Annotated in this window: 22 protein-coding genes; 11 read left to right on the top strand and 11 right to left on the bottom strand. The window is 64.1% G+C overall.

Going from position 1 to position 26537, the window contains the following annotated elements; translation table 11 throughout:
• Positions 1 to 50: 50 nt before the first annotated feature.
• The gene (msrA, locus tag B0E47_RS14265; RefSeq protein ID WP_077514942.1) at positions 51 to 566 is read right to left on the bottom strand and encodes a peptide-methionine (S)-S-oxide reductase MsrA; all 516 of its coding nucleotides are present in this window, start codon (positions 564 to 566) and stop codon (positions 51 to 53) included.
• A complete protein-coding gene (gene msrB / locus B0E47_RS14260) occupies positions 563 to 1027 on the bottom strand; it encodes a peptide-methionine (R)-S-oxide reductase MsrB (protein WP_077514941.1) in 465 nt (154 codons plus the stop codon). The genes msrA and msrB overlap by 4 nt, the downstream gene beginning before the upstream one ends.
• Positions 1028 to 1271: 244 nt before the next feature.
• Between msrB and bla the strand changes: the two genes are divergently transcribed.
• Positions 1272 to 2144, top strand: a complete 873-nt coding sequence (gene bla / locus B0E47_RS14255; protein ID WP_077514940.1) for a class A beta-lactamase — start codon at positions 1272 to 1274, stop codon at positions 2142 to 2144.
• Here the strand turns inward: bla and B0E47_RS14250 are convergent, their stop codons facing one another.
• The 4 genes from B0E47_RS14250 to B0E47_RS14235 form a co-directional block, all read right to left on the bottom strand.
• The gene (locus B0E47_RS14250) at positions 2145 to 2969 is read right to left on the bottom strand and encodes an NAD-dependent protein deacetylase (protein WP_077514939.1); all 825 of its coding nucleotides are present in this window, start codon (positions 2967 to 2969) and stop codon (positions 2145 to 2147) included.
• A gap of 101 nt (positions 2970 to 3070) precedes the next feature.
• Positions 3071 to 4669 carry an alkyl hydroperoxide reductase subunit F gene (ahpF, locus tag B0E47_RS14245; protein WP_077514938.1) on the bottom strand — a complete coding sequence of 533 codons (1599 nt, stop codon included), beginning with the start codon at positions 4667 to 4669 and terminating at the stop codon, positions 3071 to 3073.
• Between the two features lie 140 nt (positions 4670 to 4809).
• Positions 4810 to 5373, bottom strand: a complete 564-nt coding sequence (gene ahpC / locus B0E47_RS14240; RefSeq protein WP_077514937.1) for an alkyl hydroperoxide reductase subunit C — start codon at positions 5371 to 5373, stop codon at positions 4810 to 4812.
• A gap of 179 nt (positions 5374 to 5552) precedes the next feature.
• Positions 5553 to 6869 (bottom strand): dicarboxylate/amino acid:cation symporter, encoded by a 1317-nt coding sequence (locus tag B0E47_RS14235; protein WP_077514936.1) that lies wholly within the window; start codon positions 6867 to 6869, stop codon positions 5553 to 5555.
• Positions 6870 to 7033: 164 nt separating this feature from the next.
• Here B0E47_RS14235 and prpB point away from each other — a divergent pair, with 164 nt between their 5' ends.
• The 3 genes from prpB (at position 7034) to prpC (ending at position 9744) form a co-directional block, all read left to right on the top strand.
• Positions 7034 to 7927 (top strand): methylisocitrate lyase, encoded by an 894-nt coding sequence (gene prpB / locus B0E47_RS14230; RefSeq protein ID WP_077514935.1) that lies wholly within the window; start codon positions 7034 to 7036, stop codon positions 7925 to 7927.
• 4 nt (positions 7928 to 7931) lie between these two features.
• Positions 7932 to 8516: a hypothetical protein gene (locus tag B0E47_RS14225; protein ID WP_077514934.1), complete on the top strand. Its 585-nt coding sequence runs from the start codon at positions 7932 to 7934 to the stop codon at positions 8514 to 8516.
• 76 nt (positions 8517 to 8592) lie between these two features.
• Positions 8593 to 9744 carry a 2-methylcitrate synthase gene (gene prpC, locus B0E47_RS14220; RefSeq protein WP_077514933.1) on the top strand — a complete coding sequence of 384 codons (1152 nt, stop codon included), beginning with the start codon at positions 8593 to 8595 and terminating at the stop codon, positions 9742 to 9744.
• 254 nt (positions 9745 to 9998) lie between these two features.
• Here prpC and B0E47_RS14210 read toward each other — a convergent pair whose 3' ends face one another.
• Positions 9999 to 10205 (bottom strand): helix-turn-helix transcriptional regulator, encoded by a 207-nt coding sequence (locus tag B0E47_RS14210; protein WP_254422979.1) that lies wholly within the window; start codon positions 10203 to 10205, stop codon positions 9999 to 10001.
• Complete coding sequence (locus tag B0E47_RS14205) at positions 10166 to 10846, bottom strand: TerC family protein (protein ID WP_077514931.1); 681 nt, start codon at positions 10844 to 10846, stop codon at positions 10166 to 10168. The genes B0E47_RS14210 and B0E47_RS14205 overlap by 40 nt, the downstream gene beginning before the upstream one ends.
• A gap of 276 nt (positions 10847 to 11122) precedes the next feature.
• Here B0E47_RS14205 and B0E47_RS14200 point away from each other — a divergent pair, with 276 nt between their 5' ends.
• The 3 genes from B0E47_RS14200 to B0E47_RS14190 all read left to right on the top strand — a co-directional run bounded on the left by B0E47_RS14200 (position 11123) and on the right by B0E47_RS14190 (position 14974).
• Complete coding sequence (locus B0E47_RS14200) at positions 11123 to 12574, top strand: bifunctional 2-methylcitrate dehydratase/aconitate hydratase (RefSeq protein ID WP_077514930.1); 1452 nt, start codon at positions 11123 to 11125, stop codon at positions 12572 to 12574.
• A gap of 317 nt (positions 12575 to 12891) precedes the next feature.
• Positions 12892 to 14040: an OmpA family protein gene (locus B0E47_RS14195; RefSeq protein ID WP_077514929.1), complete on the top strand. Its 1149-nt coding sequence runs from the start codon at positions 12892 to 12894 to the stop codon at positions 14038 to 14040.
• 154 nt (positions 14041 to 14194) lie between these two features.
• Complete coding sequence (locus tag B0E47_RS14190; RefSeq protein WP_077514928.1) at positions 14195 to 14974, top strand: pseudouridine synthase; 780 nt, start codon at positions 14195 to 14197, stop codon at positions 14972 to 14974.
• Positions 14975 to 15038: 64 nt separating this feature from the next.
• Here the strand turns inward: B0E47_RS14190 and kbl are convergent, their stop codons facing one another.
• The 3 genes from kbl to tdh form a co-directional block, all read right to left on the bottom strand.
• The gene (kbl, locus tag B0E47_RS14185; protein ID WP_077514927.1) at positions 15039 to 16238 is read right to left on the bottom strand and encodes a glycine C-acetyltransferase; all 1200 of its coding nucleotides are present in this window, start codon (positions 16236 to 16238) and stop codon (positions 15039 to 15041) included.
• A 100-nt stretch (positions 16239 to 16338) separates the two neighbouring features.
• Positions 16339 to 19983 (bottom strand): DUF748 domain-containing protein, encoded by a 3645-nt coding sequence (locus B0E47_RS14180; RefSeq protein ID WP_077514926.1) that lies wholly within the window; start codon positions 19981 to 19983, stop codon positions 16339 to 16341.
• A gap of 130 nt (positions 19984 to 20113) precedes the next feature.
• Positions 20114 to 21148: an L-threonine 3-dehydrogenase gene (gene tdh, locus B0E47_RS14175; protein ID WP_174566993.1), complete on the bottom strand. Its 1035-nt coding sequence runs from the start codon at positions 21146 to 21148 to the stop codon at positions 20114 to 20116.
• A 227-nt stretch (positions 21149 to 21375) separates the two neighbouring features.
• Here tdh and B0E47_RS14170 point away from each other — a divergent pair, with 227 nt between their 5' ends.
• From B0E47_RS14170 to hflX, 4 genes are all read left to right on the top strand, one after another.
• Positions 21376 to 23538: a S46 family peptidase gene (locus B0E47_RS14170; RefSeq protein ID WP_077514925.1), complete on the top strand. Its 2163-nt coding sequence runs from the start codon at positions 21376 to 21378 to the stop codon at positions 23536 to 23538.
• A gap of 130 nt (positions 23539 to 23668) precedes the next feature.
• Positions 23669 to 24637 (top strand): tRNA (adenosine(37)-N6)-dimethylallyltransferase MiaA, encoded by a 969-nt coding sequence (miaA, locus tag B0E47_RS14165; protein WP_077514924.1) that lies wholly within the window; start codon positions 23669 to 23671, stop codon positions 24635 to 24637.
• 132 nt (positions 24638 to 24769) lie between these two features.
• Positions 24770 to 25054 (top strand): RNA chaperone Hfq, encoded by a 285-nt coding sequence (hfq, locus tag B0E47_RS14160; RefSeq protein WP_077514923.1) that lies wholly within the window; start codon positions 24770 to 24772, stop codon positions 25052 to 25054.
• A 57-nt stretch (positions 25055 to 25111) separates the two neighbouring features.
• Positions 25112 to 26413, top strand: coding sequence for a ribosome rescue GTPase HflX (gene hflX, locus B0E47_RS14155; protein ID WP_077514922.1), 1302 nt, complete (start codon positions 25112 to 25114; stop codon positions 26411 to 26413).
• Positions 26414 to 26537: the final 124 nt, after the last annotated feature.

Here is a 26537-nt window from a genome sequence, read left to right as displayed (position 1 = left end):
CCTGAATGCTGTCGTTGAAGATGCTGGCGCGGATCGCGCCAGCATGGTTTTCATGGGGTTTGCCGGCGTCGTGGCAGCACCCAGCCGGGCCGGATGAAATGGCAGGTGTAGCCGCTCGGGTAGTGCTGGAGATAGTCCTGGTGCTCGGGCTCGGCCTCCCAGAAGTCGCCGGCCGGCGCCAGTTCGGTCACCACCTTGCCCGGCCAGAGTCCAGATGCGTCCACGTCGGCGATGGTGTCCTCGGCCACCTGCTTCTGCTCGCCGCTGGTATGGAAGATGGCCGAGCGATAGCTCGCGCCGCGGTCGTTGCCCTGCCGGTTCGGGGTGCTGGGATCGTGGATCTGGAAGAAGAACTCCAGCAGCGTGCGGTAGCTGATTCGTTGCGGATCGAAGACGATTTCGATCGCCTCGGCATGGCTGCCGTGGTGGCGGTAGGTCGCGTTGGGCACGTCGCCGCCGGCATAGCCCACGCGGGTGGAGATGACGCCAGGCTGCGCGCGAATCAGTTCCTGCATGCCCCAGAAGCAACCGCCGGCGAGAACGGCTCGTTCGCTGGTGGTGTTCATGTGGCGGGTTCCTTGTGTGCGTTGTCGAACAGCTTGCGGTATTCGCCGTAACCCTCGCTATCGAGCTGGTCGATGGGAATGAAGCGCAGCGAGGCGGAATTGATGCAATAGCGCAGTCCGCCCGACTCGCGCGGCCCATCCGGGAAGACATGACCGAGATGGCTGTTGCCATCGCGCGAACGCACTTCGGTGCGGATCATGCCGTGGCTGCGGTCGTGCTTCTCGATGACGTGCTCGTTCTGCAGTGGGCGGGTGAAGCTGGGCCAGCCGCAACCGCTCTCGAACTTGTCGACGGAGGTGAACAACGGTTCGCCAGAGACGATGTCGACATAAAGGCCTGCCGCCTTGTTCGCGTTGTAGAGATTGTCGAATGGCCGTTCGGTGGCGGCATCCTGGGTAACGCGGTACTGCTCGGGCGTGAGCCGGGCAAGCGCTTCGGGGGTCTTGCGGTAGTTCGACATGATTGTCTCCGAGGTGATGGTCGGAAGCGTTCGCCCAGGCTTGCGGGCGACGCGGTATACATGGAGTTCGCTGCAGCCGACGCAAGGTTACCTGCGAGGGCCCGCATCGGGCGGAGTTGCGGCTGTGTCCGTTTGCCATGAAATGGCCATGCATCATGCCGCGGATTGCCCGCATCGACGGCCAGCATGGACCGCTCAGCATGCACGTGCACTGATCCGCGACAACAGCCCCCGAGGTAGCCGCATGAATCGTCGAAACCTGCTCAAGAACGGCCTGTTCGGGGCGTCCGCATGGTTCCTGCATCCGCTGGTTTCGCACGCCACGGAAGGCGTGGGAGCCGAGGCGAGGCTGGCCGCGCTGCAACGTCGGCATGGCGGGCGCCTCGGCGTGGCCGTGCTCGACACCGGCACCGGCCGTCGGGTCGCGCAGCGTGGCGACGAACGCTTTCTGTTGTGCAGCACGTTCAAGGTGCTGGCCGTGGCGGCGGTGCTGGCGCGGGTCGACGCGGGTGGGGAAAAGCTGGACCGGCGCATCGTGTTTGGCCGGGATGTCTTGCTGGACTATGCGCCGGTGACCCGGCAACAGGTTGGTGCGCCGGGCATGACGGTGGCTGGGTTGTGCGCGGCGGCGATCACGCTGAGCGACAACACCGCTGCGAACCTCTTGCTGGCCAGCCTGGGCGGACCAGCTGCCGTGACCCGCTTTGTGCGAAGTCTGGGCGATCCGGTGACGCGACTCGACCGCATCGAGCCCGAACTCAACGAGGGCGGCCCCGGCGAAATACGCGACACCACCACGCCGAACGCGATGCTGGATACCTTGCAGCGGCTGTTGCTTGGGCATGTGCTGACGGAAGCCTCGCGGACACGGTTGATCGGCTGGCTGCGCGCGTGCACCACCGGCACCGACAAGCTGCGTGCCGGCATTCCTGCCGACTGGCAGGCCGGCGACAAGACCGGCAGCGGCGCCCATGGCGAAAGCAATGACGTGGCGATCTTCTGGCCACCCCACCGCAAGCCGATCCTGGTGACGGCGTATTACGCGGGCTCGTCGGCAGACGGTCAGCAGCGTGGCGCAGTGCTGGCTGAAGTCGGGCGCATCGCCGCGTCGATCTGATCAGTGTGCGAACAACGGCTCGGGCCTCAGCACGAAGGCCAGGGCGTCGCTGCAACGGGCGTCGATCTTCAGGCTGAGCAGCGGGTCGGCACGGGTGCGCCCCAGGGTCAGCGCAGCCACCGGCTTGCAGGCTTGCGCCGCCGCGCGCACGAAGCGGTAGCCGGAATAGACCATCAGCGAGGAACCGACCACCAGCACGGCGTCGGCCGCCTGCCAGGCCTGCGTGGCCGCATCCACCCGTTCGCGTGGCACACCTTCGCCGAAGAACACCACGTCCGGCTTCACGATGCCGCCACAGCGCGGGCACATGGGCACGTCAAACCGGTCGAAGTCCTGGCCTTCAAGGTCGGCGTCGCCATCGGGGGCGGCAGTGGCATCGAGCTGCTGCCAGGCCGGATTACGTTCGACCAGGTGCTGCTGGAAATCGTCGCGGGCGGAGCGCCAGTCGCAGGTCATGCAGCGCACTTCATCGAGCCGGCCGTGCAGATCGACGACCCGCTCGCTGCCGGCGCGCTGGTGCAGGCGGTCGACGTTCTGGGTGACCAGTCGCTCGACTTGCCCGCGCCGCTCCAGTTGCGCCAGTGCGTGGTGTGCCGTGTTCGGCAAGGCCCGGCCAAACTGCGGCCATCCGATCAGGCTGCGTGCCCAATAGCGCTGGCGCGTCGCCGCCTCGTGCATGAAGGCCTGGAATGTCACGGGCGGCGCGCGCTTCCATTCGCCTTCGCGGTCCCGGTAGTCCGGGATGCCGGAGTCGGTGCTGCAGCCGGCACCGGTCAGCACGAACAGGCGTTGATGGGCTTCGATGAATTGCTGCAGCGGGGTCATGTCTCGCAGCTTGGGCAAACTATCCGATAGCGGGAGTCGAAGCATAACCGACCAGCATGGCGGCTTCGCGGCGACTGTCGCTTGCTGTCATGGTCATGAGGTCAGGCTGCCTCGGCTTCGGGTTCGGCCGTTGCGTTCGAGGGCAGCGGGCTGCGGATGATGTGGTCGAACGCGCTCAAGGCGGCGGTGGAACCGGCGCCCATCGCGATCACGATCTGCTTGTACGGCACCGTGGTGGCATCGCCGGCGGCGAACACGCCGGGCAGCGAGGTCTGGCCGCGCTCGTCGATGACGATCTCGCCGCGGGGTGACAGTTCCAGCGTGCCCTTCAGCCACTCGGTATTCGGCAGCAGGCCGATCTGCACGAAGATGCCTTCCAGATCGATGCTGTGCATGACGCCGTCGACGCGATCCTTGTAGACGAGGCCGTTGACCTTCTGGCCGTCGCCCAGCACTTCGGTGCTCTGCGCGCCGACGATGATGTCGACGTTCGGCAGGCTGCGCAGCTTGCGCTGCAGGACTTCGTCCGCGCGCAGCTTGCTGTCGAACTCGAGCAGGGTGACGTGGCTGGTGATGCCGGCCAGGTCGATCGCCGCCTCGACGCCGGAGTTGCCGCCGCCGATCACCGCTACACGCTTGCCCTTGAACAGCGGCCCGTCGCAATGCGGGCAATAAGCCACGCCCTTGTTGCGGTACAGATCTTCGCCAGGCACGTTCATTTGCCGCCAGCGCGCGCCAGTGGACAGGATCACGGTCTTCGACTTCAGCGTGGCGCCGTTGGCGAGCTGCACTTCGATCAGGCCACCGGCTTCCGTCGCCGGCAGCAGCTTCTCGGCGCGCTGCAGGTTCATGACGTCGACGTCATAATCCTTGACGTGCTGCTCCAGCGCGGTGGCGAGCTTCGGGCCTTCAGTATGCGAGACGGAGACGAAGTTCTCGATCGCCATGGTGTCCAGCACCTGGCCGCCGAATCGTTCGGCCGCCACGCCGGTGCGGATGCCCTTGCGTGCGGCATAGATCGCGGCCGCCGAACCGGCCGGGCCACCGCCGACGACGAGCACATCGAACGCGTCCCTGGTCTTGAGCTTCTCGGCTTCGCGCTGGGCAGCGCCGGTGTCGAGCCTGGCCAGGATCTGTTCCAGGCTCATGCGGCCCTGGTCGAACACCTCGCCGTTGAGGAACACGGTCGGCACCGACATCACCTGGCGCGCATCGACTTCGTCCTGGTACAGCGCGCCGTCGATGGCGACGTGCCGGATCTTCGGGTTCAGCACGCTCATCAGGTTCAACGCCTGCACCACGTCGGGGCAGTTCTGGCAGGACAGCGAAAAGTAGGTTTCGAAGCGATAGTCGCCGTCGAGGTTCCGCACTTGCTCGATCACGTCTGCCGCGGTCTTGGACGGATGTCCGCCGACCTGCAGCAGGGCGAGCACGAGTGAAGTGAATTCATGGCCCATCGGAATGCCGGCGAAGCGCACGCCGATGTCGCTGCCGACGCGGTTGATCGCGAAGGATGGCTTGCGTTCTTCGTCGTCGTGGCGCACCAGGCTGATCCGCTCGGACAGCGCGGCGATTTGCTCAAGCAGCTCGTTCAACTCAAGGGATTTGGCGCTGTCGTCCAGGGACGCAACGATCTCGATCGGCTGCGTGACCTTTTCGAGATAGGCCTTCAACTGGGTGGTGAGATTGGCATCCAACATGGGTGTAGCTCCGTCGATGGGTTTCTTCAGGGTGCGCGTGGCGAGCACCCGGGCGGACCCGGGCGTCGACATGGCGCTGTGTTTCGGTAGTGCGGACCCGGAAGAACTCCGGGTCCGTGGCGCATGGCGCGCGGTACTGCTTAGATCTTGCCGACCAGGTCCAGCGACGGCGCCAGGGTCTTCTCGCCTTCCTTCCACTTGGCCGGGCAGACTTCACCCGGATGGGAGGCGACGTACTGAGCAGCCTTGACCTTGCGCAGCAGCTCCTTGGCGTCACGGCCGATGCCGCCGGCAGTAATCTCGACGATCTGGATCTTGCCCGCCGGATCGATCACGAAGGTGCCGCGATCGGCCAGGCCCGCTTCCTCGATCATTACCTCGAAGTTGCGGCTGATCGTGCCGGTCGGATCGCCGACCATGGTGTAGTTGATCTTCTTTACCGCGTCCGAAGTGTCGTGCCACGCCTTGTGGGCGAAATGGGTATCGGTGGAGACTGAGTAGATCTCGACGCCCAGCTTCTGGAATTCGGCATAGTTGTCAGCCAGGTCCTCGAGCTCGGTCGGGCAGACGAAGGTGAAGTCGGCCGGGTAGAAGAACACGACGGACCACTTGCCCTTCAGGTCGGCGTCGGTGACTTCGATGAACTGGCCGACCTTGAGAGCCTGGGCCTTGAACGGTTTCACTTCGGTATTGATCAGGGACATCTTTGCTTGCTTCCCGTGGTTGGTTGAAAGGATAAAACAGATGTTACGGTTTCCTAGACCATTAATCTAATTGATTGTTGACATAGGTTCGATTTGTTTTGACTATCGCCTGGCGACCCACATGCAAGGTCGGACGGGGCGGCTTCAAGCCCCATCGGCCGGTGTCGCGATGCGCGAGGTTACGGCGCGGCCGCGAGGCGGCCGCGCAACTGGTGATCGACCACCGTGGCGGTGATGATGTCGCTGCCCACGTTCACCGTGGTGCGCATCATGTCGAGGATGCGATCGACGCCGATGACGATGCCGATGCCTTCCGGCGGGATGCCGAAAGTCGCCAGCAGGCCGGCGATCATCGGCAGCGAGCCACCCGGGATGCCGGCCACGGCAACCGCACTGAGCACCGACAGCAGCATCAGGATGGCCTGGTGGCTCAGGGTAAGTTCCACGCCGAACGCCTGCGCCACGAACAGCACCACGCAACCCTCGAACAGGGCGGTGCCGCTCATGTTCATGGTCGCGCCCAGTGGCAGCACGAAGCCGGCGGTGCTGGGCGCGAGTTTGAGTTCATCGTGCGCCACCGCCAGCGAGGCGGGCAGGCAGGCATTGCTGGAGCTGGTCGAGAACGCGGTGATCAGCAGCGGCCGGATCTGCCGGAAATAGGGCAGCGGCGAGCGGCCGGCGAGGAAGCGCAACCACAACGACATGGTGCCGAACAGGTGCAGCGCCAGTGCCACACTGCAGCCGACCACGAACACCGACAGCGCCAGCAGCACGTCCACGCCGACCTTGACGATCACGCTGTAGATCATCGCCGGCACCGCGTACGGCGCCAGTTGCAGCGCAAAGCCGACGATCTTCGTCATCAGGTCGGTGATCGTGTCCAGCGCCATCTGCACCCGCTTGCGCTCTTTCTCGCGCAACTGGGTGGCGGCCGCGCCGACCAGGATCGCGAACAGGATCAGCGGCAGCACGTCGCCCAGCGCGTCACGGCTGGGGCCGGCCACGGCGCCGAGCAGATTGCGCGGCATGAACATCTCCACCAGCGTGTGGAAACTCATGCTGGGCTGGGCCGCCTTCCGGTCGATCGACTGCTGCGCGCTGCTGCCGTATTCCTGCATCAGCTGGGTGCGCGCCTGCTGGTCCAGATGATGGCCCGGCTGTACCGTATTCATCATCACCAGGCCAATCGCCACGGCGATCAGCATGTTGGCGAAAAACAGCGCGAACGTGCGCCCGGCCAGCGGACCGAGACGGTCGAGCCGGCCGAGCTGGGCTACGCCGGAGGCCAGCGAGGTGAACACCAGCGGGATCACCACGAAGAACAGCATGCGCAGGAAGATCTGCCCGAACGGGTCGAATACCGCGGCGGAGATCTTCTGCATCAGCGCCAGCGTGGGCGGATGCCACTGGCCGATGCCAAGCGTGGCCACGGCCGCGACCACGCCGATCACCAGGCCCCAGAGGATGCGTTTTGCGAGAGGAGTCGATGTACTCATGGGGGTTGAATGTACGGGGCTGCGGCGGATTCGTCACGCAAGTGTTTTCGGGTTGCCATGGAGCCCGTCGGGATGCGCTTTTGCGGCCGCGGCACAGGTGCCGAAAGGTCCAATCCCGGCAGCGGGCCGACCTAGGCTAAAATAGACGCTTTGACGGAGGCGACATGACACAGCCAGCATCCCCGGGCGCACGTTTCCGCGCGGAGCTTGCCGCCGAGCAGCCGTTGCAGATCATGGGCGCGATCACTGCCTATGCCGGCATGATGGCCAAACGCGTCGGCTACAAGGCGCTGTACCTGTCCGGCGGCGGCGTGGCCGCCAACTCGCTGGGCGTGCCGGACCTGGGCATCAGCACGATGGAGGACGTGCTTACCGATGCGCGCCGCATCGTCGAGGCCACGCAATTGCCGCTGCTGGTCGACATCGACACCGGCTGGGGTGGCGCCTTCAACATCGCACGCACCATCCGCAACTTCGAACGCATCGGCGTGGCCGCCGTGCACATGGAGGATCAGGTCGGCCAGAAGCGCTGCGGGCACCGCCCGGGCAAGGAAGTGGTGTCGAAGGAGGAGATGGTCGACCGCGTGAAAGCGGCGGTGGATGCGCGTACCGGCGCCGGCTTCGTGATCATGGCGCGCACCGACGCGGCCGCCGTGGAAGGCATCGACGCGGCGATCGAGCGCGCCTGCGCCTACGTCGAGGCCGGTGCCGACATGATCTTCCCCGAGGCGATGAAGACGCTGGCGGATTACCGCAAGTTCAAGGCCGCGGTGAAGGTGCCGATCCTGGCCAACCTCACCGAGTTCGGTTCCACCCCGTTCTTCACCACCGACGAATTGCGCGAGGCCGGCGTGGACATCGCGCTGTACTGCTGCGGTGCCTATCGCGCGATGAACAAGGCCGCGCTGAACTTCTACGAGGCAGTGCGCCGCGAAGGCACCCAGAAGAACATCGTCGATACCTTGCAGACTCGCGAGGAGCTGTACGATTTCCTCGGCTACCACGCCTACGAGGACAAGCTCGACGCGCTGTTCGCCGATGAAAAATCCGGAAGCTGAATCGATGGACGAAACCGGGCATCGCTCGCCTGATACTGTGCGGTCAGCGAACCACTGGGACGGCGTCGCCGCGATCATGGCGGCGCTGATCGGCCTGCTGGCGTTGGGCGTGTCCGGCTACACGGCCTATATCCAGCGTCAACAGGTGCGTGCGCAGGTGTGGCCGTACCTGATTGTGGGCAACAACGATCTGGATCAATCCTTGATCGTGTACAACAAGGGCGTCGGTCCGGCGATCGTGCGCAGCGTGCAGATGAGAGTCGACGACAAGCCGCAGATCGACTGGGCTCACGTGCTCGCTGCGCTGGGATTGCCGCCGCGCCACAACATTGAATCCACGCTCAATCCGGGCGTGTTGAGTCCCGGCGAGCAGTTGCGGGCCATCCGGTTTCCCGAGAATGATCGATGGCAGAGTTTTCGTGCCGCGGCGCGAGACCGCGTCACGATGGATATCTGTTTCTGCTCGACTCTGGATGAGTGTTGGACTTACAGCGACCGCCATCCGATCGGCGACAAGGGATCAGCGCCACTGGTCAAGCCCGTTGCCCAGTGTCCACGGTTGCCGCAAAACCAGGTTTTCAACAATTGATGGACCATCACTGCATCCCGTGACTGTCAGGGTGCGGCCGCGCGAACAGAATTTCACCGATGAGAGGCTTCCAGCCATGAGCGAAACCGCGCAAACCCTACCCAAGCCCAAGAAATCCGTCGCCCTGTCCGGCGTGGCGGCGGGCAACACCGCGCTGTGCACGGTCGGCCGCAGCGGCAACGACCTGCATTACCGCGGCTACGACATCCACGACCTGGCCGCCAGGGGTTGCTTCGAGGAAGTTGCCTATTTGCTGGTGCACGGCGTGCTGCCGACCTGGACCGAGCTCAACAATTACCGCTCGCGTCTGAAGCGCCTGCGTGGTCTGCCGGCGCCGGTCAAGGCCGCGCTGGAACTGCTGCCCGCCGCCACCCACCCGATGGACGTGCTGCGCACCGGCTGCTCGGTGCTTGGCACCGTGCTGCCGGAGAAGGACGACCACAACGTCACCGGTGCGCGCGAGATCGCCGACCGCCTGATGGCCAGCTTCGGTTCCATGCTGCTGTACTGGTACCACTTCAGCCACAACGGCAAGCGCATCGAGACAGAGACCGACGACGACTCGATCGCCGCGCACTTCCTGCACCTGCTGCACGGCAGGAAGCCGAGCGAACTGCATGCGCAGGCGCTGGACAAGTCGCTGGTGCTGTACGCCGAGCACGAATTCAATGCTTCCACCTTTGCCGCCCGCGTCATCGCCGGTACCGGTTCGGACATGTATTCGGCGCTCACCGGCGCGATCGGCGCGCTGCGCGGGCCGAAGCACGGCGGCGCGAACGAAGTGGCGATGGAGATCATCTCGCGCTACCGCAGCGCGAACGACGCCGAGGCTGATATCCGTGCCCGCGTCGAGCGCAAGGAAATCATCATCGGCTTCGGCCACCCGGTCTACACCGTGTCCGATCCACGCAACGAGATCATCAAGGAGATCTCGCGCAAGCTGTGTACTGACGGCGGCAACCCGACGCTGTTCGAGGTATCCGAACGAATCGAGAAAGTGATGGGCGAGGTGAAGAAGATGTTTCCCAACCTCGACTGGTTCTCCGCCAGCACGTATCACATGATGGGCGTGCCCACCGCGATGTTCACGCCGCTGTTCGTGATCGCACGCACCTCCGGCTGGAGCGCGCACGTGATCGAGCAGCGCGAGGACGGCAAGATCATCCGCCCGAGTGCGAACTACACGGGCCCGGAAGACCTCGCCTACGTGCCGATCGACAAGCGCTGAGCGCCTTGCGAGAACGAAGAGGGAGTCGTAGTGCCCTCTCTTCGGTATGCGTGAGGGCTGCTTCAGGGCCTTTCGGCCTGAATTGCGGCCATGACTCCGGTGTCCTTGCGCATGCGCGCGGAAAACGCCGTCAGGCGGTCAAGGCCGTCCTTGCCGGAAGTCCAGAGAAGTATCATGCACAGGTACAAGTCGGCGCTGGAGCGCGTGCCGGTGAACCGGCCGCGGTCTCTGGTGGAACGGAGAAGAGGCAACGATCACCTTGTGGGAAGGGTGCCATCGGGCCGGTATTCCAGCAGGTCGCCGGGCTGGCAGTCCAACACCGCGCAGATCGCTTCGAGCGTCTGGAAGCGCACGCCTTTCACGCACCCCTGCTTGAGTTGCGAGAGATTGGCTTCGGTGATGCCGACGCGGGCCGCTAGTCTCACTCCGATGCCGTACGAGCGCGATGTTCCGCCCACCAGGCCAGCCCGCAGATCCCGATCACCAGCACCGCATCCAGCGTCCAGACTGCCCACCCGTGGCTGTCGAACCACGGGTCGACCAGACGGTCGCTGGAGATCATTCGCGCGGATGTCCAGGCAATGGCCGCGGCGCCGATGTAGACGATGATCGGAAACCGTTCGATCAACTTCAGAATCAGGGTGGATCCCCAGACCACCAGCGGCACCGTGATCAGCAAGCCGGTGATCACCAGGCCCAGGTGGCCTTTCGAGGCGCCGGCAATGGCCAGTACATTGTCCAGCCCCATCAGGGCATCGGCCAGGATGATCGTGCGCAAGGCCTGCCAGAAGGTATGGGCGGCGTGGATCTTCGGATCGTCATTGGCTCGATGGCGCAGCAGATTCCAGGCGATCGGCAGCAACAGCAGGCCGCCCGCCAGCAGCAATCCGGGCAGTTTGAACAGATACACCACGATGGCGGTAAGCAGGAAACGCACCGCAATGGCGCCGAAGGTGCCCCAGAACACGGCTCTGGTCTGCAACTCCCTGGGCAGGCGGCTCGCCGCCAGCGCAATGACAATGGCGTTGTCGCCGGCCAGCACCAGGTCAAGCAGGATGATGGCCAGCAGGCCGGAAAGAACGTCGGAGTTGAGGAAATCCATGCGGGCCACCTTGCGCGTCAGACAATGCAGTGATCACGGACGCGCGCGGCCCGTGGCCACCGCAAAAGTCTCGCTCGCAGCAAGGCTGCCGTCGTGACCGGGGCGAGGCGTCGCCCGTGCTGACGATCACGGCACCGGGGCAGACTCGGGCCTGCCGCGGGAACTACTCCCTTTTGGGGTATGCGGCGATTGTTGCGGGGCATCTGCCCTGGGGTCAAGACACTTGACGCGCGCCAGTCAGCTAAAATGACGGTTTCCCCTGCCGCGAGATCCCTCATGAGTGCGCATGACATCCGTTCCGCCGTCCGCCCCGATCCCGACCAGCCGCTGGTAGACATCGCCAACTACGTGGCCGACTACAAGATCGATTCGAAGGAGGCGTACGACACCGCGCGCTACATGCTGCTCGATTCGCTGGGTACGGCGATGCTGGCGATGAAGTTTCCAGAGTGCGTGAAGCACCTCGGTCCGCTGGTGCCTGGCGCCACGTTGCCGGGCGGCGCGCGCGTACCGGGTACCAGCCATGAGCTGGACCCGGCGCAGGCGGCGTTCGCGATCGGTACGCAGATCCGCTGGCTGGATTTCAACGACACCTGGCTGGCCGCCGAGTGGGGGCATCCGTCGGATAACCTCGGCAGCATTTTGGCGGTCGGCGATTACCTCAGCCGCAAGGCCGAACGCGAAGGTGGCCAGCCACTGACCGTGCGCGACGTGCTGGGCTATGCGATCAAGGCGCACGAGATCCAGGGTTGCTACGCCTTGCTGAATAGCTTCAATCGGGTCGGCCAGGATCACGTGATTCTGGTGCGCCTGGCCTCGACGGCCGTGGCGACCGCGATGCTCGGTGGCGACAAGGAGCAGATCACCACCGCCGTGTCGCACAGCTGGATCGACAACGGTGCGCTGCGTACTTACCGCCACGCGCCGAACACCGGCCCGCGCAAGAGCTGGGCAGCCGGTGATGCCTGTCGCCGAGCGGTGACTCATGCGATCAATGCGGTCTATCGGGGGGTGGTCGGCTATCCGTCCGCTCTGAGCGCGAAGACCTGGGGCTTCTACGACGTTGCCTTCGGTGGCAAGCCGTTCGAGTTCGAGCGTCCGTTCGGCAGCTACGTGATGGAGAACGTGCTGTTCAAGATCAGCTTCCCGGCCGAATTCCATGCGCAGACCGCGGTCGAGTGCGCGATGAAGTTGCATGGCGAGGTGGCAGGCAAGCTCGACCAGGTCGAGAAGATCGTGATCGAGACCCAGGAAGCAGGTTGCCGCATCATCGACAAGACCGGGCCGCTGGCGAACTATGCCGACCGCGACCATTGCATCCAGTACATGGTGGCCGTGCCGCTGATCTTCGGCCGGCTGGTGGCCAGCGACTACAACGACGAGGTCGCCGCCGACCAGCGCATCGACGCGTTGCGCGACAAGATGACGGTGGTCGAGAACCCGCAGTTCACCCGCGATTACTTCGATCCGGCCAAGCGCTACATCGGCAACTCGGTGCAGGTGTTTTTCAAGGACGGCAGCAGCACGGAAAAGGTGTCGATCGATTATCCGATCGGTCACCGCAAGCGGCGCGCCGAAGGCATACCCGTCCTGCTGCAAAAATTCGAGGCGGCCATGCGCGGGCATCTTCCGGCGCATCGGGTCAGGGCGATCATGGCGGCGACCAGCGATCCGGCCACGCTGGACGCGATGCCTTTGCAGCAGTTTCTGGGGCTCTTCACACTGTAGAGACGACGCAAGTGGAAGATCGAACCGGTCGGGCATCGGGTGGAGTCGTTGCGGGGTGGCGCTTGTGGCCCTTCGATGACTGGGTATTGGCCTCTGCCCGGCTTGATCCTTTCCTGAACGCTGTTTCACTGAACGCAGGTTGTCAAGATGTTAAATAGCCACCTGCTTAACGTTTTTGCTACACTGCCCGCCGCTGGCCGCAGGAACGCCAAGCAGGGGCTGCAGAAGCTCGAAGAGACTTGAGTAAAAGTTCTGACGCGCGACTTCCGGTTTGGGGTCGAACGGACGCGAAAACCTAATAATTGAGGAGACACCTGATGAAACGTAAGGGCTTGTACTTTCTGATTGCGCTGGCCCTGGGCGGCGTAGGTGCCGTTCATGCGCAGGACACCACTGCCGCCCCCGCCGACGCGTCCAGCAGCGCGGCAACCTCGTCCTATGACGGGCGCTGGTATATCGCCCCGACCGTGGGCGCCTACTACAACGACCACAAGCGCGATACCAACAGCCGTCAGATCTATTACGGGCTGGGTTTCGGGCGTTTCATCAATCCGAACATGTCGATTGACGCGTTCGTCGACCGCACCAAGCGTGAGATGGACAACGGCCCGGCCGCCGGTGGCGGTCACAGCGGGAATTCGTGGTCCAACACCAATATCGGTGCCACCGCGCGGTTTTACGCGGGTGACTGGAATGCCTGGCGTCCGTATGGCTTGGTCGGGTTGATGGGCAGCCATCATCAGAACATGTTCGACCACGGTTGGGCTCCTGCCGCCGAACTGGGTGGCGGTGTGTCCAAGACCGTCTCGGACAGCGCGGACATCCGTCTGGAAGCCGGCTATCGCTACGACTGGGACAACAAGACCTACCCGAACAAGAGCGGTTACGGTGACTGGTTCCTCGGTTTCAGCGTGATTTCGCGCTTCGGCGCTCCGGCTGCTGCCCCGGCCCCGGCCGTGGCTCCGGCTCCGGCCCCGGCCGATTGCTCGACCATGGACAGTGACCATGACGGCGTGAATGACTGCGACGACAAGTGCCCGAATACGGCTCCTGGCACGATCGTCGGTCCCGACGGTTGCCCGCAGAAGGTCGTGATCGATCTGCGCGGCGTGAACTTCAAGTTCGACCGTCCGAAGGCTGGCGAGACGGACATCTCCAAGTCGCTGGCCGTGCCGACTGCCGACTCGATCTCGGTGCTGAACCAGGCCGTCGACACCTTGCAGCGTTACCCGCAGGTACACGTGACGGTTGCCGGTTACACCGACTCGAAGGGCACCGATGCCTACAACCAGAAGCTGTCCGAGCGTCGCGCACAGATCGTGTACAACTACCTGACCTCGCACGGCATCGATGCAAGCCGTCTGGAAGGGCCGATCGGTCATGGCTCCAGCAATCCGATCGGCGACAACGCGACCGATGCAGGCCGCGCACAGAACCGTCGCACGGAGCTGCAGGTTCAGCAGTAATCGAACCTGAGTCACGCAGTATGAAAAAACCCGGCTTCGGCCGGGTTTTTTTTGGTCGCTACATGGGTTACGGCCACCGGCTCATTCCATGTCGGCTATCGGCGGCAATCACGAGATCCTTTCGCCCCGTGTCACCGACCTATACGCTAGCTGGATGTCTCGCCAATCTTTCCGTTCCACTGGTACCGCGGCATCAGCGACCCATGCACCACGACATGGCTTGGCGAGAGTGCTGTCCAAGCTGGGCGCATGTTCGCGCAGTCAGGCCGAACAATGGATACGTGACGGTCGGGTAAGCCTGGACGGTCGCGTTGTGCGCGATCCGTATCATCCGACGCAGCTGGATCGACAGCAGGTGGCCGTGGATGGCAATCCGCTGAAATCCGCCGAACTCGTGCATGTGATGTTCAACAAGCCACGTGGCCTGATTGTCAGTGCCGCCGATGAGCAGGGGCGCGCTACCGTCTACACCGCGCTGGCCGCCGCCGGATTGCCGTGGCTGGGGCCGGTCGGTCGGCTGGACAAGGCCAGCGAAGGCTTGCTGCTGCTCAGCAACGATACGACATGGGCAGCCGGCATCACCGATCCGGTCACGCACCTGGACAAGACCTATCACGTGCAGGTGGCTGGTCAGCCGGATGCGTCGGTGCTGGAAGCGATGCAGGCTGGTGTCGATGAGAGTGGCGATCTGCTGAAGGCCCGCCGGGCCAGCCTGCTGCGCGTCGGCGAGAAAAATGCCTGGCTGGAAGTGGTGCTGGATGAAGGCCGCAACCGGCATATCCGCCGTTTGCTGGCGGCACTGGGCTTTGACGTGCTGCGCCTGATCCGGGTGGCGATCGGCACGTTGGAACTGGGCGATCTGGCGAAAGGGCAGTGGCGGCGATTGAGTGCCGACGAGGTCAGGGCGCTTGATGCACGCAAGAGCAAACGCTGATTGCCCGGATTGGTGCGGATTCTGCAGGACGGCGATCGCACGCCCTGCGGAAGCGCAGCCGTGATCAGGCGCTGATTACGCCAAGTTGCCGGCCCACCTTGGTGAATGCGGCAATCGCGTGATCCAGATGCGCGCGGGTATGCGCCGCGCTCATCTGCGTACGGATGCGTGCCTGACCCTGCGGCACCACCGGGTAGAAGAAGCCGGTGACGTAGATGCCCTCGTCGAGCAGGGCGGTGGCCATCGCCTGCGCCTTCTTCGCGTCATAGATCATCACCGGCACGATCGGATGCACGCCTGGCTTGATGTCGAAGCCGGCTGCAGTCATCTGCTCACGGAAATAGCGGGTGTTCTCCTTGACCTGGTCGCGCAGGTCACCAGCGGAGGCGAGCATGTTGAACACCTTGATCGCGGCGGCGACCACGTGCGGCGGCAGCGAGTTGGAGAACAGGTAGGGACGTGAGCGCTGGCGCAGCATCTCGACCACTTCCTTGCGGCCGGTGGTGAAGCCGCCCAGTGCGCCGCCGAGTGCCTTGCCCAGCGTGCCGGTGAAGATGTCGATCTTGTCCATCACGCCGTTGACCTCGGCCGAGCCGCGGCCGGTGTCGCCGAGGAAGCCGGTGCAGTGGCATTCGTCGATATGTACCAGCGCGTTGTACTTCGCCGCCAGCGTGGTGATCTGATCGAGTTTCGCGATGAAGCCATCCATCGAGAACGCGCCATCGGTGCTGATCAGCTTGGTCCGTGCACCGGCCGCATCAGCCGCCTGCAGCTGCTTCTCGAGGTCGGCCATGTCGCTGTTGGCATAGCGGAAGCGCTTGGCCTTGCACAGGCGGATGCCGTCGATGATCGAGGCGTGATTCAGCGCGTCGGAAATCACCGCGTCCTCTTCGCCCAGCAACGGCTCGAACAGGCCGCCGTTGGCATCGAAGCAGGCGGCGTAGAGGATGGTGTCCTCGGTGCCGAAGAAGTCGGCGATCTTTGCTTCAAGCTGCTTGTGCAAATCCTGCGTGCCGCAGATGAAGCGCACGCTGGCCATGCCGAAGCCGTGCGTGTCCAACGCGTCCTTCGCTGCCTGGATCACCTCGGGATGATCGGCCAGGCCGAGGTAATTGTTGGCGCAGAAGTTCAGCACCTTGCGACCACCTTCCAACTCGATCTCGGCGGACTGCGGCGAGGTGATGATGCGCTCGGCCTTGAACAGGCCCTGCTCGCGGATGGACTCGAGTTCGCTGGCGTAGCGTGACTGACCGGGGTAGCTCATGGCGGATTCCGCAGGCGGGGAAAGTGCCTATTGTGAGCCTTTCGCCCGCGGTGGAAAACCATTGACAGTCACCGCATCACGACTGCTGCCGATGCGGCGATCAATGCAAGCCGAAATCGGCGCGCGTGGTCTTGCCCTTGTCGTCGATGCCCTTGGCATCCAGCTTGGGCGCCGACACGAAGACGCGCTTGTCGTCGACCTTGCCGTGCAGCCATTGACGAACCGTGTCGGCGCGGCGTTCAGCCAAATGGCGCAAGGCATCCTGGTCGACCGGCATATTGGTCTGCAGCAGTTTTTCCATCACGTCTGGCGGCTGTGACTTGGTCAGGCCGATCAGGTCGCGTGGCTTGGAAAACTTGGCATGCTTGTAGGCCTTTTTGAGGTATTTGTTGTAATCGTCCGGGCTCAGTTTGGACAGGGCCGAGACATCGTTCTCGTCACCGCCTTGAGCCTTGGCCACCTCGTGCATGATCGACTCCTGCATCATGACCTTGCGCAAGCCGTTCTCGTCGAACTTGGGATCGACCCGACCGATGATGTCCAGCTTGAGCGACGTCTTCTCGGTGAGGATCTTGGCGATCTCGGTGAGTCGCTCCTGCGCTTTGGCATCGAGTACGTTCGATCCCGGCGCGAATTCCACATAGCCGAGATCCTGATGGTTGCCGCCCATGGCCGAGGCAATCAGGCGGAAGGGTGAGGTGATCGCCTTTCCGATCAGATTGACGAAGGCATGCCAGATCAGCTTGCCGAAGCTGAATTGCGGATCGCTCAGCGAGCCGGTCACCGGGACATCGACATCGATATTGCCTTGCGAATCCTTGAGCAGGGCCACCGCCAGCTTCACCGGCAGGTGGCTGATGCCCTTGCCCTCGACACGATCGCCGAAGGTCAGCTGGCTCAGGAAAATGTGGTTGTCCGCATTCAACTTGCCCTGGTCGAGTGCGTAATGCACGTCCATGGTGAGCCGGCCCTTGATGATCGGATAACCGGTGTATTTGCTCGAATAAGGCGTCAGATGCGTCAGCTCGACCCCGTCGGCTTTTCCTTTCACATCCAGGAACGCGACTGGCGTCAGCGGATTGATGGTGCCGTCGATATTGATCGGCGCGCTGTCATCAAGCTGGCCCTGTAATGCAAGATCCGCGGGGGGTCCGCCGCTGGCCGTGCCGAAGGCGCCGATCTTGCCCGCGAGCTGGGTGATGTTGGCGGTGTAGTTGGGCTTGATGAAGTTGTCGGTGTAGTTGAGGTTGCCGCGCGCCAGAATGATCTGGCCGATGTGGATGACCGCCGGCGGTGCCGCGCTGCTGGCGGCAGGCGGGCCGGGCTCGGCCGCGCCGACGGTGGCCGGGTTGGCGGCGGCAGATTCCGCTGCCTTGGGCACGGCCGGCGCGTTGTTGGCCTGGGTCACCGAGACCGGCGCGGTCTGCGGACTGGCCACCACATCCTGCAGGTTCAGGCGGCCATTGCTGTTGACGATCACGCGCGCATAGAAATTGTCCAGCGCCAGTCCACCTACCGATACCTGCGGAGCGCCTTCGCCGGTGCGCACATCGAGGCCGGTGGCAGCCAGCGAATTCCAGCGCAGGAAATCGTCGTTGGTGACGTTGTCCAGCACATTCACGTGGCCGAGCGTGACCTGACCCCGGTAGCTCATCAGGGGTTCCGGCTTGCGATCGCGGTACCGCAAACGACCGTTGAGACTCAACAGCGCGCTGTCGACGTGTACGTTGAGCGGCACCTTGACCATGGATTGCAACGGCATCACGTTCAGGCGGGTCGCGGTGACATGCACATCGGCATTCAGCGGTTCCGGTCGCACGGAACCGGTGACGTGGTACTTGCCCTTGTCGATGCCGCCGGCCAGGTCCAGCTTCAGTGGCTGATGCATGTTGTCGGACAGGCCGACGATGCTGAACTTGTCGGCATTGACCGTGATATGCCCGGCCTTGCCTGCAACCGCCGCGTCCCGATAGGCAAAGCTGCTGCCGTCGATGCCGAGGTGCGCGATGCTCCAGTGCCATGCTGGCGCCGGCGCCTTTTTACCCGCCGCATGAGGCGGCGATGACTTCATCAGGTCGGTGAGATCGATGCGCCCGTTGCGATAACGCTGGGCGTCGATCTTCAACCCTTGCAGGTTGACGTTGCCGAGGCTGGCCTGGCTGCTGGCCAGGTCCAGATGCGTGATATCGGCATTCAAGGCCTTCCAGGCCACCGGCGTGCGGCTGTGCTGCTGCAACACAAAGTCATTCACCGCGAGCTTGCTTGCATCGAGCTGCAGATTGAAAGCCTTGCTCCAGTCGGCCACGAGCTGGCCGCTCGCATCCAGACTGCCGTGGCTCACCTGCGCATTCAGCATCGGTGGCGCCATCGCGACGAGCGGCTGCAGCCCGACGCCGTTCAATGCCGCCTGGCCGGTGAAACGGCTGGCGCTCATGGCCAGGGCGCCATCGATATGCAGGGTGCCGCCGGCCAGCCCTGCATCCAGGTCGATTTTCGCCGGCGCTGTGCCGAGGGTCGCGAAGCCGCGGATCGTGCCGTGCAGATTGTCCAGCGACAGACGCGCCGGAGCGGGGCCGCTCAGGTCGGCGTAGTCGATCTGGCTGTCCTGGATGGTCAGCGTGGCGATACGCGCATCGGTGGCGGGTGAGGCCGGCTTGGCCGGCGCCTGGCCGGCACCGGTCAACGCATCCAGGTTGCTGTGGCCGCCGGCCAGACCCGTGTAATGCAGGGTGGTCTTGTCGAGCGCGATGGCGTCGAAGTAATACCTGGACACCAGCGGTTCGACATCCGCCAGGGTGGCGCTGACGTGGCCCAGCGCGACGATCGGCGAGCCGTCGTGGTTGTTGAGCACGAAGTTGTCCAGCTGCAGGTTGCCGGTCAGCTTCATCTGCTGGGTGGCCTTCCTGTCGATGAAATCCAGCTTGAGCTGGCCGGACAGCTGGCCGCTGGGGATCACCACCGGCAAGGGCGTCGGTACATAGCTCAGGTAGCGCGGCAGGTCCAGGTGATCGATATGGAAATCGATCGCCGACTCATGGCTGTCGGCAAACGGCTTGGTTTCACCACCGATCCGCAGCGGGCTGCCATCTACCTGCATGGCCAGCAGGGGCTGCACGAACACATCGGTGTCGCGCGGCAGGTTGGCGATGAACGGGATGCCAAGTTCGAGCTGGTCGATGCGATGACTGGTGTTCAGCACCTTGTCGTCGAACGCGATATCACCGTTGTGCACGCTGATGTTGGATAGTGCGAAGCGTGCCGGCGGCGCATTCGGTTGTGCCGGTTTGCCGGCGAAGCGCTCGATCAGGTCGGAGAAGTTGAACTGCTGCGGTGCCGTGCGTGTGATGTGAATCTGCGGGTGCTGCAGACGCAACTCATCCAGCACCGGTGCCATCCGGAACAGCGACGTCCACGAGGCATTGACGACGACCTGGTCGACATCGACGAACGGCGACTTGCCATCGCGCTCGCCGATGTGCAGCCGGTCTAGTGTCAGCTTCAGCGTGAACGGGTTGAGGTGCACCTCGCCCACGCCGACCGGGCGATCGAGCATGGCAGCGAGGCGACTTTGCAGCTGGCTCCTGATCAACGGCGGTGCGGCAAGGAAGCCGAGCAGGCCGAAGATCAGCAGCAGCACGCCGAAGATCAGCACGCCTTTGCGTACCCGGCGAGAGTGGTACACGGCACGGGCGCGTTCACGCCCCGCGGCGATCAGTTCACTGTGCGAAGGACTGCGGTCTGCCATGCCGTCGTTGCTCCCTTGACATCACGCACCACCGGTACCCGGTCGGCTCGACCGGGCAATCCACACACGGCAGGCCATGCCGGCCTGCCGGTACGTCAGTGTAGCGCGGCGGCGGTCGGCGCTACCTGACTCAGTTCCAGGAACAGACGACCTTGCCGCAGGTACCTGCGTCCATCAGGTCGAAACCCTTCTGGAAATCGTCGATATGGATCTGGTGGGTGAGCACCTTCTGCAGCGGGAAACCGGTCAGCACCATCTGGGTCATCTTGTACCAGGTCTCGTACATGCGACGGCCGTAGATGCCCTGCAGGGTGAGGCCCTTGAAGATCACCTTGTCCCAGTCGATGCCGGCACCGCGCGGCATGATGCCGAGCATCGCCACCTTGCCGCCGTGATACATGCACTCGAGCATGTCGCCGAACGCGCGTGGGTTGCCGCTCATCTCCAGGCCCACGTCGAAGCCCTCCATGTGCAGGTCCTTCATCACGTCCTTCAGCGACTGGTTGGTGACATTGACCACACGCGTTGCGCCCATGTCGGCGGCAAGCTTGAGACGGTAGTCGTTGATGTCGGTGACCACCACGTTGCGTGCGCCCACATGCTTGGCGATGCCGGCGGCGATGATGCCTATCGGACCGGCGCCGGTGATCAGCACGTCCTCGCCGATCATGTCGAATTCCAGTGCGCAATGCGCGGCATTGCCATACGGATCGAAGAACGCCGCCAGCTCGGACGGGATCTGGTCCGGGATCGGCCACAGGTTCGAGGCGGGCATGCTCATGTACTCGGCGAACGCACCGTTGCGGTTCACGCCGATGCCGATCGTGTTCGGGCACAGGTGCTGGCGCCCGGCGCGGCAGTTGCGGCAATGGCCGCAGACGATATGGCCCTCGGCGGACACGCGGTCACCGATCTTGTAGCCGGTCACGCCCGGGCCGATCTCGACGATGCGGCCGACGAACTCGTGGCCGATGGTGAGGCCCGGCTTGATCGTGCGCTGGCTCCACTCGTCCCATTTGTAGATGTGCAGGTCAGTGCCGCAGATCGCGGTCTTCTCCAGCTTGATCAGCACTTCGTTCGGGCCCACCACCGGCAGCGGCACCTCTTCCATCCAGATGCCCTGTTCGGGCTTGCGCTTGACCAGGGCTTTCATCGTCTGCGACATGGGACATCCATCGGTTGGCCCGCACAGCGGGCAGGGTAGCCACAATTATAGAGGGATCGCAGCAGGCACCGAAGAGCTGCTGCCGGCACCACAGCGGAGCAGGACAAAGGCTGGACCCTGCCGAAAGTCACTATCGCCGTGACGTGGGTTTGCGGCATAAAGGCGGATTCACATCGCAAGAAAATGCGATACGACTTGCTGCCCGCCTCACGTTGAAGGAGTTGTCCATGCGTCGTGTTTTGCTCGCTGCCGCGCTGACTGCCGGCCTCGCCGGTACCGCCCATGCCGTCGAAGGCATGTGGCAGCCCGCCCAATTGCCGAAGATTGCCGATACGCTGAAACAGCATGGTCTGAGGCTCGATCCGGCCAAGCTGACCGATCTCACCGCCTACCCGATGGGCGCGATCGTCAGCCTCGGCGGCTGCACCGCCTCGTTCGTCTCGCCCGAAGGCCTGGTGGTGAGCAATCACCACTGCGTCTATGGCGCGTTGCAGTTGAACTCCACGCCGGAAAACAACCTGATCGAGAAGGGCTTTCTGGCGAAGACCATGGCTGACGAGTTGTCGGCCGGCCCGTCCCAGCGGGTCTACGTCACCGAGGAAATCCGCGACGTCACCAAGGCGATCACCGCCAAGCTCAATGACTCGATGAGCGGCGCCGAGCGCTACAAGGCGATCGAGCTGGCGATCAAGGAACAGGTCAAGGCCTGCGAGAGCGAAGGCTACCGCTGCGACGTCTACTCCTTCCACGGCGGTTACAGCTACCAGCTGATCAAGCAGCTGGAGATCAAGGACGTGCGCCTGGTCTATGCGCCGGCGGGTTCGATCGGCAAGTTCGGTGGCGACATCGACAACTGGATGTGGCCGCGCCACACCGGCGACTTCGGCTACCTGCGCGCCTACGTCTCCAAGGACGGCAAGTCGGCCGAGTTCTCCAAGGACAACGTGCCGTACCAGCCCAAGCACGTGCTCAAGGTGAATCCGCTGGGCGTCGAGGCGGGCGACTATGTGATGGTCGTCGGCTACCCGGGCCGCACCAACCGCTACCGTCTCGCCGACGAAGTGCAGAGCTCGATCGACTGGGTCTACCCGACCCAGATCAAGGTGTACGAGGACACGCTCAACATCATCAACACCGCCGGCAAGGCCGACCCCAAGGTGGCAGTGAAGTACGCCAGCATGGTCGCCGGCCTCAACAATTACCTGAAGAACTTCGGTGGCCAGCTCGAAGGCCTGCATCGCGCCGATGCGGTCGAGGTGAAGCGCGCGCAGGAAGCGCAACTCGAGGCCTGGCTGAAGCAGCAGGGCGGCGCCGAAAATGCCGCGCTGGCGGCCGACGTCGGCAAGCTGCGCCAGCAGATCGCCGCCGACCAAGCCAATCGCGAACGCGACCTGGCCATTGGCCTGGTCACCCGCGCGTCGATGTTCAGCACCGCGGTGCGCCTGACCCATCTGGCCAAGGAGCGCCCGAAGGCCGACCTCGACCGCGACGCCGGCTACCAGCAACGCGACTGGGTGCGCATCGAGGGCGGCCTGAAGCAGATGGATCGCCGCTTCGATCCGAAGGTCGACCAGCAACTCATGGTCTACGGCCTGCAGCGCTATGTGGCCTTGCCGCAAACGCAGCGTCTGCCAGCGCTGGATGCGTGGCTCGGTGGTGCCAGGACGCAGGCGCAATTGACGGCCAGGGTTGCCGAACTGTACGCCGGCACCAGACTGGACAACGTCGATCAGCGGCTGAAGTGGTTCGACGCCGACAGCAAGGCGATCGACGCCAGCAGCGACAGCATGCTCAAGCTCGCCCGCGCGGTGCAGCCGCAGCTGAAGACGCTGGAAGACGCATCCGATGCCCGCGACGGTGATATGAGCAAGCTGCGCCCGCGTTACATGCAGGCGATGATCGCCTGGAAGGATTCGCAGAAGCTGCCGGTTTACCCGGATGCGAACAGTTCGCTGCGCGTCACCTTCGGCAACGTGCAGGGCGTGGCGCCGCGCGATGGCGTGAGCTACGCACCGTTCACCACCGAGCAGGGCATCGTCGAGAAGGACACCGGCGTGGAGCCGTTCAACGCGCCGAAGGCCGAGATCGCCGCGATCAAGGCCAAGGCGTTCGATGGCTATGCCTCGCCGAAGCTGGGCACGCTGCCGGTCAACTTCCTGGCCGACCTGGACATCACGGGCGGCAACTCCGGTTCACCGGCGATGGATGCCAACGGCCAACTGGTCGGCCTCGCGTTCGATGGCAATTGGGAATCGGTGAGCGGCGACTGGTTGTTCAACCCGGAGCTCAACCGCTCGATCCAGGTCGACGTGCGCTACATGTTGTGGGTCATGCACCACCTCGACCACGCCGACAACCTGCTCAGGGAAATGGGCGTGCCGGCGGCATAAGGCACCACCCACCGAGGGGAAACAAGGCCCGTGTCCTCACGCGGGCCTTGTTCATTCCCCCGTCTTGCGGCATTGCCGTACTCCCATCATCTGCGCGTAGAACCTGCGGTGACCCGCTTACAATCGAGGCATGCCCATCGACCAACGTCCGCTCGCCATCTTCCTGATGGGCCCCACCGCTTCCGGAAAGACCGCGCTGGCGTGCGAGTTGAGTGATCGTTTTGCGCTGGACCTGGTCAGTGTCGATTCGGCGCTGGTGTATCGCGGCATGGACATCGGCACGGCAAAGCCCGACCGGACGACATTGGCGCGCCATCCGCACGCCCTGATCGATATTCGCGATCCTGCACAACCGTACTCGGCGGCGGATTTTTGCACCGACGCGCGGTCGGTGATGCGACAGATCAGCGAACGGGGCAGGGTGCCGCTGCTGGTCGGCGGCACCGGGCTGTACTTCCGCGCGCTGCAGGAGGGGCTGTCCGATCTGCCCGAAGCCGACCCGACGATCCGTGCGCGGCTGGCTTCCGAAGCGCAAGAGACGGGTTGGCCGGCCTTGCACGCCCGTTTGGCGCGGCTCGACCCGGCGGCAGCCGCCCGCATCGCCGCCAACGACACACAGCGACTGCAGCGAGCCCTCGAAGTATTCGAACTGACCGGCCGCCCGCTTTCGGAGCTGCAGGGCATGGCCAAGCCGGCGTGCTTCCCGTGGCGGGTGCTCAAGCTGGCACTGCTTCCGGCGGATCGGGCAAGGCTGCACGAACGCATTGCGCAGCGTTTTGATGCCATGCTGGATGAGGGCTTTCTCGACGAAGTGCGAACGCTGCGCGCGCGCGGAGACCTGCACGCGAATCTTCCGGCCATTCGGGCCGTGGGCTACCGGCAGGCCTGGCAGCACCTGGACGGGCTGACCGATGCGACCCGGTTCCGCGACCGCGCCATCTTCGCCACCCGCCAGTTGGCGAAACGCCAGATCACCTGGCTGCGCAGCGAACACGACGCCCGGATTGTCGAGCCTGATCGGTCCGCATTATTCGACCGTGCCCATGCTGCCGTGCGGCTGTTTCTGGGTCCTTCGGCCGGCGCAATGTCGCTGGCGTGATCGAACGCACTTGCGCGGGGCAAAAATCTTCTTTCATCAAGCATTTGAAAGCGGTTAACATCCAGTCATGTTGGGCCGGGGCGCCACAGGCGTTTTTTCTCCGGTCTGTTCGTGGCGAGGGGAGAACAAGAAATGTCCAAGGGGCAATCGTTGCAGGATCCGTTTTTGAATGCGTTGCGGCGCGAACGCGTGCCAGTTGCCATCTACCTGGTCAATGGCATCAAGCTGCAGGGAACGGTCGAGTCGTTCGACCAGTTCGTGGTGCTGCTGCGCAACCAGGTCAGTCAGATGGTCTACAAGCACGCCATTTCCACCGTGGTGCCGAGTCGCAATGTCAGGATCGGCAATGGCCACGACGGCCATGACGGCCATGACGAGCAGTCGGATACCGCGGCTACGGCTGACGCAAGCGCTTGATACGGCGCCAGTCAGCCCGCATGACGTCGGTCTGTTCCCGAAGGATCACGTCCACTCGTGTTTGACCGACAAAAGAAAGGCGATCGCGCCGTCCTCGTCCTGCCGCATTCGCGTGGCGAGGGCGATACGGCGCGGCGGGCGGAGGAATTCGTCGAACTGGTGAAATCCGCCGGAGCCGAGGTGCTGGGCGTGATCACTGCGCGCGTCGAGGATCCCAATCCGCGCTACTACATCGGCACCGGCAAGGCCAACGAGGTTGCCGAGGCGGCCCGCGCGCTGGAGGCGGACCTGGTCCTGGTCGACCACCTGCTGACCCCGGTGCAGGAGCGCAACCTCGAGAAGCATCTGGGTGTCCGCGTGGTCGACCGCGCCGGCCTGATCCTGGACATCTTCGCCCAACGTGCCCGTTCGCATGAAGGCAAGCTGGAAGTGGAGCTGGCTCAGCTGAAGCATCTGGCCACCCGGCTGGTGCGCGGGTGGACCCACCTGGACGCCCAGCGCGGCGGTGCCATTGGCAACCGCGGCCCGGGCGAAACCCAGCTGGAGACCGACCGCCGCCTGCTCGGCGAACGCGTCAAGCAACTGACCAAACGCCTGGAAAAGGTGCAGGTCCAGCGTGGCCAGCAACGTCGCGCGCGGTTGCGCAACACGGTGCCGCGGGTGGCCCTGGTCGGTTATACCAACGCTGGCAAGTCGACCCTGTTCAATGCGCTGACCACCGGCGACGTCTACGCCGCCGACCAGCTCTTCGCCACGCTCGATCCCACCGTGCGCAAGCTGGAGGATCTCGGCTGCGGTCCGGCGGTGATCGCCGACACGGTCGGCTTCATCCGCGAACTGCCGCACGACCTGGTGGCGGCCTTCCGCGCCACCCTGGCCGAAGCGCGTGACGCTGATCTGCTGCTGCACGTCAGCGATGCGGCCGACGAGGAACGCGATCGCCTGCACCGGGTGGTCGACAAGGTGCTGGAGGAGATCGATGCCGGCGATGTGCCGCAATTGCACGTGATGAACAAGATCGACCTGGCCGGAGCCGAGCCGCGGATCGAACGCGACGGCTCCGGCAAGCCGGTACGGGTCTGGCTGTCGGCTGCCACCGGGGTTGGCCTCGACCTGCTGCGCCAGGCACTGGGTGAACTGCTGGGTGGTGAGCGGGTGCAGTCGCCATTGCATCTGCCATTGTCGGCGGGGCGCCTGCATGCCCGCCTGAAGGCGGCCGGTGCGATCAGCGGCGAGACGATCGACGAGCACGGCTGGCAGTTGCGCATCGATGCGCCACGCAGTGTGATCGCCCCGCTCAGCGGTGGCGACGCGGCCGAAGCGCAGTTACTGCGCGGGCTGCTGAGCGAGGCTGGCTAGGGCGGCTTCAAGCGGACGATTCGGGCCGGCTCTGCTACAATGATTGGCGTTTGTGCACCCCGCCAAGGCGTGTGGTGTATTCCGTTGCCGTCGGAGGTTTGTCCTGATGGCACAAGGCATATTC

The sequence above is a fragment of the Rhodanobacter sp. B05 genome, from assembly GCF_002001085.1.
Lineage (GTDB): Bacteria > Pseudomonadota > Gammaproteobacteria > Xanthomonadales > Rhodanobacteraceae > Rhodanobacter.
Note: the sequence above shows the minus strand (reverse complement) of the source record. Positions and strands in the feature narration are given on the sequence as shown.